At 55.4% G+C, this 7,371-nt stretch carries 8 protein-coding genes and 1 pseudogene; 5 read left to right on the top strand and 4 right to left on the bottom strand.

All coding sequences use genetic code 11. From position 1 onward, the window contains the following. Positions 1–185 (bottom strand): annotated as a pseudogene (locus RW65_RS17180) (hypothetical protein); the annotation flags it as partial. A gap of 338 nt (positions 186–523) precedes the next feature. Between RW65_RS17180 and RW65_RS17175 the strand changes: the two are divergent. After that, positions 524–1,612, top strand: coding sequence for a cellulase family glycosylhydrolase (locus tag RW65_RS17175; RefSeq protein WP_197058898.1), 1,089 nt, complete (start codon positions 524–526; stop codon positions 1,610–1,612). Here RW65_RS17175 and emrD read toward each other — a convergent pair. From emrD to tisB, 3 genes are all read right to left on the bottom strand, one after another. Further along, entirely contained in the window at positions 1,515–2,699 is a 1,185-nt protein-coding gene (emrD, locus tag RW65_RS17170; RefSeq protein ID WP_039058014.1) for a multidrug efflux MFS transporter EmrD, read from the bottom strand. The genes RW65_RS17175 and emrD overlap by 98 nt on opposite strands. A gap of 175 nt (positions 2,700–2,874) precedes the next feature. Next, complete coding sequence (locus tag RW65_RS17165) at positions 2,875–3,708, bottom strand: EamA family transporter (RefSeq protein ID WP_039058013.1); 834 nt, start codon at positions 3,706–3,708, stop codon at positions 2,875–2,877. A gap of 148 nt (positions 3,709–3,856) precedes the next feature. Continuing rightward, positions 3,857–3,931 carry a type I toxin-antitoxin system toxin TisB gene (tisB, locus tag RW65_RS22200; RefSeq protein ID WP_231564405.1) on the bottom strand — a complete coding sequence of 25 codons (75 nt, stop codon included), beginning with the start codon at positions 3,929–3,931 and terminating at the stop codon, positions 3,857–3,859. A gap of 525 nt (positions 3,932–4,456) precedes the next feature. Between tisB and ivbL the strand changes: the two genes are divergently transcribed. The 4 genes from ivbL to RW65_RS17145 all read left to right on the top strand — a co-directional run bounded on the left by ivbL (position 4,457) and on the right by RW65_RS17145 (position 7,307). After that, positions 4,457–4,555, top strand: a complete 99-nt coding sequence (gene ivbL / locus RW65_RS22750; RefSeq protein ID WP_156124021.1) for an ilvB operon leader peptide IvbL — start codon at positions 4,457–4,459, stop codon at positions 4,553–4,555. 101 nt (positions 4,556–4,656) lie between these two features. After that, positions 4,657–6,345, top strand: a complete 1,689-nt coding sequence (gene ilvB / locus RW65_RS17155) for an acetolactate synthase large subunit (RefSeq protein ID WP_039058012.1) — start codon at positions 4,657–4,659, stop codon at positions 6,343–6,345. A 3-nt stretch (positions 6,346–6,348) separates the two neighbouring features. Next, positions 6,349–6,633, top strand: a complete 285-nt coding sequence (gene ilvN, locus RW65_RS17150) for an acetolactate synthase small subunit (protein ID WP_017458118.1) — start codon at positions 6,349–6,351, stop codon at positions 6,631–6,633. A gap of 221 nt (positions 6,634–6,854) precedes the next feature. Further along, the gene (locus tag RW65_RS17145) at positions 6,855–7,307 is read left to right on the top strand and encodes a DUF1198 domain-containing protein (protein WP_039058010.1); all 453 of its coding nucleotides are present in this window, start codon (positions 6,855–6,857) and stop codon (positions 7,305–7,307) included. The last annotated feature ends 64 nt before the right edge of the window (positions 7,308–7,371 follow it).

Genomic DNA, 7,371 nt, shown 5'->3' with positions numbered 1-7,371 from the left:
TTACAAACGTCTTGATACTCTTCTGTAAAACATGACGTGTAATAAAGCGCACGCGTTAAACCCGCTTCTAACGTATCAATCGAATCCGCAACCATCTCTCCCGTGCCCGTTAAAACGCGATCGAACTGGAGCGCCAGAATTTTATTATCCTGTAAATAACCGATGACTTCATCGTCGTAATACATCCTTGCTCCTTGCCGGTTTTCATCATGGCCAATCTATCAACGTGCTGAATACAGGAGTCTTTCAGTATTAACTATGCAGGTAATAATAGGTTCTGGTTTTGGCAAAACAGCCGTGGCGTCTGTTTTTTGAACAGGCCACGTTATATCAACAGATACTCTCTCGCGCTATACAGTGGAGTACTGAAAATTCACGCATTGTGGCCGACTGGGTTATGTTCTGAGAGGCTAACAATGCCACTATGGAGAGTTGGTGAAAATTTATTACGTTTTGGCGCTACACGTAGTAGCGTAAAGCATGCTAAATACTTCTCTTCACCCCCATTCTCACAAGGTTAACTGTGTTTAAGCCACTGATTGCTGTTGCTATGCTGCTGGCGGCAAACGCTGCGTTTGCCGCGGATACTCCGCTGACGGCGGCGCATTACGCGCAGCAGCTGGGGGTGGGAATGGATGTGGACTGGGCGCGAACCGAGCGCGGGATCCGCGAGTTTGACCCGCTGGTAGTGAGCGATTTCGCAGCAGCGGGCATTCACCATGTGCGTATTCGTGTCGCCGATAATATGACCGAATCCCGCCTGATTCATCTGCGTAAACTGGTGGAAGCCTGCGAAGAGTATGGCGTGATCCCTATCATCGCCTACCAGGCGGACAGCTTTAAAGCCGATCCCGATGCTAAAAACGAAGCGCAGCTGGTGGCCTGGTGGAAAACCGTGGGCACCTTTTTTGGGACCGACCACCCCACTCTCGGGTTTGATCTCATTTATGAACCGGCGGATAAACTTAACCACGATCTCTCGGCGCTGAACCGCGGATATGAAAATGTCATCCGAACCCTGCACGACATTAATCCGCAGCGGATGATTTTTATCGCCCCGCGCATGCGCGCCGCGCCGGAAGATTTACCCTCCCTTAAGCTGCCGCCCCATAGTCAAAGCTTCATACTGGCGGAGTGGCACATTTTCCCGTGGGGACCGCTGAAAGCGAACGGTAAATACCCATGGACATCCGGCACGGCAGCTGAGAAAGCTGCAATTCGCGCCCGCATTAATACGGCGGTGCGCTGGCAGCAGAAAACGGGACATGCAAGCTGGGTCGGCGGCTGGGCGGTGGGCGAGTCGATTAAAAGCGCGCCAACGGAGTCGCAGCTGGCATTTGCCCGCTTTATGGCCTGCGAGCTGAATAAGGCAAAAATTCCTTATGCGATAAATACCGACGCGCAATTTTATGATGGTGAAGAGGGCGCGTGGCGACCAGCGCCTGAGCCGTTATTGAAAGTGATGATTACGCCGAATTGTGAAAAGCCCGACATTAAGCCGGGCCATCGTGAATCTAAACCGCCGGTTCGTGGCGAGCAAAACGCGACGCCAGCGGAAGCCAGCACAGCAGGATCAAAAGCCCGGCCAGCGTCATCAGCATCCCAAGGCTAAACTGGCTGTTCTGTGGCAGCTGCGCGGATAACCACGCCAGCCCGCCGGAGCCGATATTCTGTAGACCGCCCACCAACGCACCAGCCGTACCGGCCAGAAACGGGAAAGGTTCCATCGCGCCGCTGGTCGCCAGCGGAAACAGCATCCCGGCCCCAAAGAAGAACAGCGCGGCAGGCACTAATAGCGTCCAGATATTCATGATGCCCATCCAGCCGGGGATCCACATCAGCACCCCCGCCGCTACGCAGCTGATAACCGACTGCCACATCAGCGTGCTAAAGCGTTTATTCTCCCGCCCGGCAAACCATGCGCCGAAAAACGCCGCCGGAATCGGCAGGATAAACAATACGCTAACGGTCATGCTATTCAGGCCCAGTACGCCGCCCATCAGTACGCCGGAGCAGGCTTCAAATACCGCAATCCCCGCCAGGCCACCGATCAACATCAGCACATAGCAGTTAAACGCACCGTGGCTAAACAGGGTTTTATAGCTGGCGATAAGCCGCACGCGTGGCGCATCCTTCGGGCGGGTTTCCGGCATCCAGCGCGCCATACTGAAGGTGACAATCACGCAAAGCGCCAGCAGGAACATAAAGCAGGCGCGCCAGTTCACCAGCGTATTCAGCACGCCGCCAATCAGCGGAGCCAGCAGCGGACTCACCAAAATCCCCATATTCAGCAGACTATTCGCGTGGCGCAGCTCGGTGCCCGCGTAGAGATCGCGCGGTAATGTTCGCGCCATTACGCCGCCAACACCGGTACCGATGCCCTGTAACCCACTTGCCAGAATCAACACCGTCAGGCTATGGGTGGAAAGAGCGATAACCGTTGCCAGCATAAAAATAGTCATCCCGGCGAGGATCACCGGGCGTCGGCCGACTCTGTCCGCCAGCGGGCCATAAAACAGCTGCGAGACGCCGTAGGTCAGCAAATAAGCAGCCATCACGCTCTGCACGGCGCCTTCACGGACATTCAGATCGCGCGCCATATCGGCGATAGCCGGAATATAGATGGTCTGCGCCATCTGCCCGACGGCGACCAGAAGCATCAGCATCAGCAACAAATTGACGTTTCTCTGCGTTTTCATTTCGATGATTACTTTAAGAAAATGGGAAAATAAAGAATATATGGCTGCAATAAAGCCTTAATGCGGGATGAATCTAGCACAGAGAGATGACAGCGCCACTACAGAGCGCCGTAATGGTAATGTTGTGCCAGGCAGGTTTTGTAAACATTTGTCGGCAACTTAAGTTGCCAGTCTCTCAGGAGAGGCGCAGCAAAATGGCACCAAGGGCAATACCGCAGGCGGCAACAATACGCAGCCCGGCCACTTTCTCCTTAAGAAGTAAAAAGGCCAGCAGCGCGCCGAAGAGAATCGAGGTTTCCCGCAGCGCGGCGACCACCGCCAGCGGCGCTTGCGTCATTGCCCAAAGCGCCAGGCCATAGGAACCCAGGGTGCCGATGCCGCCGGGTAAGCCCTTTTTCCAGTTCGCCACTAAATAGCGCGTCACTTCTTGTCGCCGCGCGATCATCGCCCACAGCAGCAGGCAGAAGCCATTCATAAAAAAGGTCCACAGCGTGTAGCCGAGGGTAGAACCAGAAAGGCGAACGCCGGTGCCGTCCACCAGCGTATAACCGGCGATAAAACAGGAGTTGAGTAGCGCCAGCCAAATCCCCTTTCGCGACTGGCTGCGGCCATTAAACGCCATCCCGAGAATCGACAGACAGATCACCGCAATCCCACCCCATGCCAGCGTCGACAGTGAATCACCGAGCCATAGCACGCTGATTATCGCTACCAGCAACGGGGCGGTGCCGCGCATTAAGGGATAAGTCTGGCTCATATCCGAAACCTGATAGGTTTTGGCGACCAGCACCGTGTAAATCACCTGCAAAACGCAGCTGGCGGCGAGCCAGGGGGCGCTGGCAAGATTTGGCTGTGGGGAAAAAGGCAGTAAAATCAGCGCGATTAACGCAGCGGAACCGCTGACGGCAATGGCGGAATAGAGTTTGTCGCTGCCCGCTTTGACAATGGCATTCCAGCTAGCATGCAGCAGCGCGGCGAACAGCAAAACGCAAAAGACAGAGAGTGTCATGGCGGACTAAGTCGGGGAAATGTCAACGAAATGTAACATGAGACGCTTGAACATTCACCCCGGTTATAATTCACGCAGGAAAAGCTGCCGGACGGCGTGTAAAAGAGGGGCGGTTACCCGCCCCTCTTTAGTGCGACTTGACGCTGAACTACCGCAAAAACTTCAGGACAGCTTCAAGCAGTTGCAGTAACGCAACAATGAGTTTCAGGATCAGAATTACCATCTCCATTCCGCCCATACGCTTCTCCTCTGGTCAAGGAGCACCGGCTGACGTACCTTTCCGCTACCTGTTGCCAGCCGTGTTGTTGGCGTAACGCAGTGTGCTCTCGAGGGGTTAAGGCACTGACGGCACCACCCGTTTCAGCCAGGAATTCTTGCGCCGTAGAACGCGTCCCCTCACGCTGGTTAGCAAGGTCATTATATATTAACACTGTTTATATATACAGTGTTTATTGGCGAAAATTGCGGCATTGATCCATACTCAAAGCGGGAAAAAACGCCTGAAAATTGCGCATGCGCAGTAAATATCGTATAGTTGCGTAGTTGACGTAACGCAGTGTGTTTTGCGGCCACCAACCGCAAAAATGCTGACAAAAACCTCGCTCCGGCGGGGTTTTTTGTTTTCTGACGCCAGAATAATAAACGTGATCGATAACGCATTTTTCTGCGGGTGCGTAAAAAGCAGTTGTCGGCGAATGATTCCTGTGCTTGTATAAATCCGGTAAATCACACAACAGACAGGCCCCTAATGACCGCTTTCAACCACCCGATGAACCTACTAAAAACCGCGCATAACGCCGCGGTGGTCGTCGTGCGTGTGGTGGTCGTCGTCGGCAATGCGCCGTAGGGTCCGGAACACACGATTCCAAACCCCGCCGGCGCAAACCGGGCGGGGTTTTTCGTTTTAGCCCCTCCCGCAAAGCTGGCTCAGAACAAAAGGACTGGAGCATGGCAAGTTCGGGCAGCACATCACAATCCACACGCTATACAGGCGCGCAGCTGATTGTTCATTTACTGGAACGTCAAGGTATCACCACCGTCACCGGTATTCCCGGCGGCACCGTTCTGCCGTTATACGACGCGCTTAGCCAAAGTAAGCAGATTCGCCATGTACTGGCGCGCCACGAGCAGGGTGCGGGGTTTATCGCCCAGGGCATGGCGCGTACCCAGGGTAAACCGGCGGTGTGTCTGGCCTGTAGCGGGCCGGGGGCGACCAACCTGGTGACGGCGATTGCCGATGCGCGGCTGGATTCGATTCCGCTGGTTTGCATTACCGGCCAGGTTCCGGCCTCGATGATTGGCACTGACGCCTTCCAGGAAGTGGACACTTACGGCATCTCTATCCCCATCACCAAACACAACTATCTGGTGCGCGATATCAGCGAACTGCCGCAGGTGATTTGCGATGCGTTTCGCATTGCCCAGTCTGGTCGCCCCGGCCCGGTGTGGATAGATATTCCTAAAGATGTGCAAACGGCGGAAATCACCTTAAACGAGCTGCCGGAACCGGGCTATAAAGACCCGGCGCCTGCCTGGAACGCCCAGTCGGTACAGGCGGCCGCCGAGATGATCAATGCCGCCGAACGTCCCGTCCTCTACCTGGGCGGCGGGGTTATTAACGCCCCGCAGCAGATCCGTCACCTGGCGGAAAAAGCCAATTTGCCTACCACCATGACGCTGATGGCCCTCGGCATGCTGCCTAAACAGCACCCGCTCTCCCTCGGTATGCTGGGGATGCACGGCGCGCGCAGCACCAACTTTATTTTGCAGGAGGCGGATCTGCTGGTGGTCCTCGGCGCACGTTTTGATGACCGGGCGATTGGCAAAACGGAACAGTTCTGTCCGAACGCCAAAATCATTCATGTCGATATCGACCGCGCCGAACTGGGCAAAGTAAAGCAGGCACATGTTGCCATCCAGGGCGATGTGGGTGAGGTGCTTGATGCACTGATCCCGCAGGTGGAAGCCCACTCCCGTCATGTCTGGCGTAATACCGTCGCGCAGCTGCAAAAAGAGTTTCCTGGCGCGATCCCGCAGGGCGGCGACCCGCTGACCCATTACGGTTTGATCAATGCGGTTGCCGCCTGCGTTGATGACTCTGCCATTATCACTACCGATGTCGGTCAGCATCAGATGTGGACCGCGCAAGCCTATCCGTTAAACCGCCCGCGTCAGTGGCTCACCTCCGGCGGGCTGGGTACGATGGGCTTTGGTCTGCCAGCGGCGATTGGCGCAGCGCTGGCCAACCCGGAGCGTAAAGTGATCTGCTTCTCCGGGGACGGCAGCCTGATGATGAATATTCAGGAGATGGCGACGGCAGCGGAAAATAATCTGGATATTAAAATCATCCTGATGAACAACGAAGCGCTGGGACTGGTGCATCAACAGCAGAGCCTGTTTTATAAAGCGGGCGTGTTTGCCGCCACTTATCCGGGCATGATCAACTTTATGCAGATTGCTGCCGGTTTCGGCCTGTACACCTGCGATCTAAACGCCGAGGCCAATCCGCAGGCCGCGTTGCAGGAGATCATCTCTCGCCCCGGTCCGGCGCTGGTACATGTGCGCATCGACCCGCAAGAAAAAGTTTACCCGATGGTGCCGCCGGGCGCGGCGAATACAGAAATGGTGGGAGAATAAGCCATGCAAACTACCGACAACGTCATTCTGGAACTCACCGTGCGCAACCATCCGGGCGTTATGACCCATGTTTGTGGGCTGTTTGCCCGCCGCGCCTTTAACGTCGAAGGGATCCTTTGCCTACCGCTACAAAGCGGCGAGCAGAGCCGCATCTGGCTACAGGTAGCGAACGATCAGCGCCTCGAGCAGATGATAAGCCAGATCGATAAGCTGGAAGATGTGGTGCAAATCATCCGTCACCAGACCGATCCCGGGGTGTTTAATAAACTCGGTCTGTTTTTTGAGTAATGACTCGCTGATCGACCCGCACGGCGCGCCACGCGGTTGTAGCCGCGTTCGTAGCGGGTAATGGCCCTTCGCGCGGGCAACTCACCGGCAGCATATAAAGATTTTTGGCGGCCTCTGGCAGCATTATTCCAGCCTGGGGGATAAAAAAGATTATCGCTGTGGCTGTCCGCAGCGGGGTATTTCCCCGTATGATGAGCCTCTTTTGCGCTCGGGGAGGGGTTATGATTTGGTTGATGCTGGCAACGCTGGTGGTAGTTTTTGTCATTGGTTTCAGGGTATTAACCTCTGACTCTCGCCGCGCGATACGCCGTCTCACCGACCGACTCAACATCCAGCCCGTGCCGGTAGAATCGATGATCGATCAGATGGGTAAAAGCGCCGGTAATGAATTTCTCAGCTATCTGACGCGCCCGGACGAAGCGCACCTGCAAAACGCCGCCCAGGTTCTGCTTATCTGGCAGGTATTTATTGTCGATAGCAGCGAACAGAACCTACTTTACTGGCACCGGTTGATGCAAAAAGCGCGGCTGGCAGCCCCCATCACCGATGCGCATCTGCGCCTGGCGCTCGGGTTTCTGCGTGAGCTGGAGCCGGACAGAGCCGAGCTGAATAACTTTCAGCTGCGCTATAACGCACTTTTCACCCCGGAAGAAGGGGTTTACTGGCTGCACTGATATCGCGGGTTTATCAACGCACGTTATTTGACGATTAATGCTGTACCGCTCTGCTGTTGCTGAC

Source organism: Enterobacter sp. Bisph1 (assembly GCF_000814905.1).
GTDB lineage: Bacteria > Pseudomonadota > Gammaproteobacteria > Enterobacterales > Enterobacteriaceae > Kosakonia.
The sequence above is the reverse complement of the archived record's forward strand: the minus strand, read 5'-3'. Positions and strand labels throughout refer to the sequence as shown.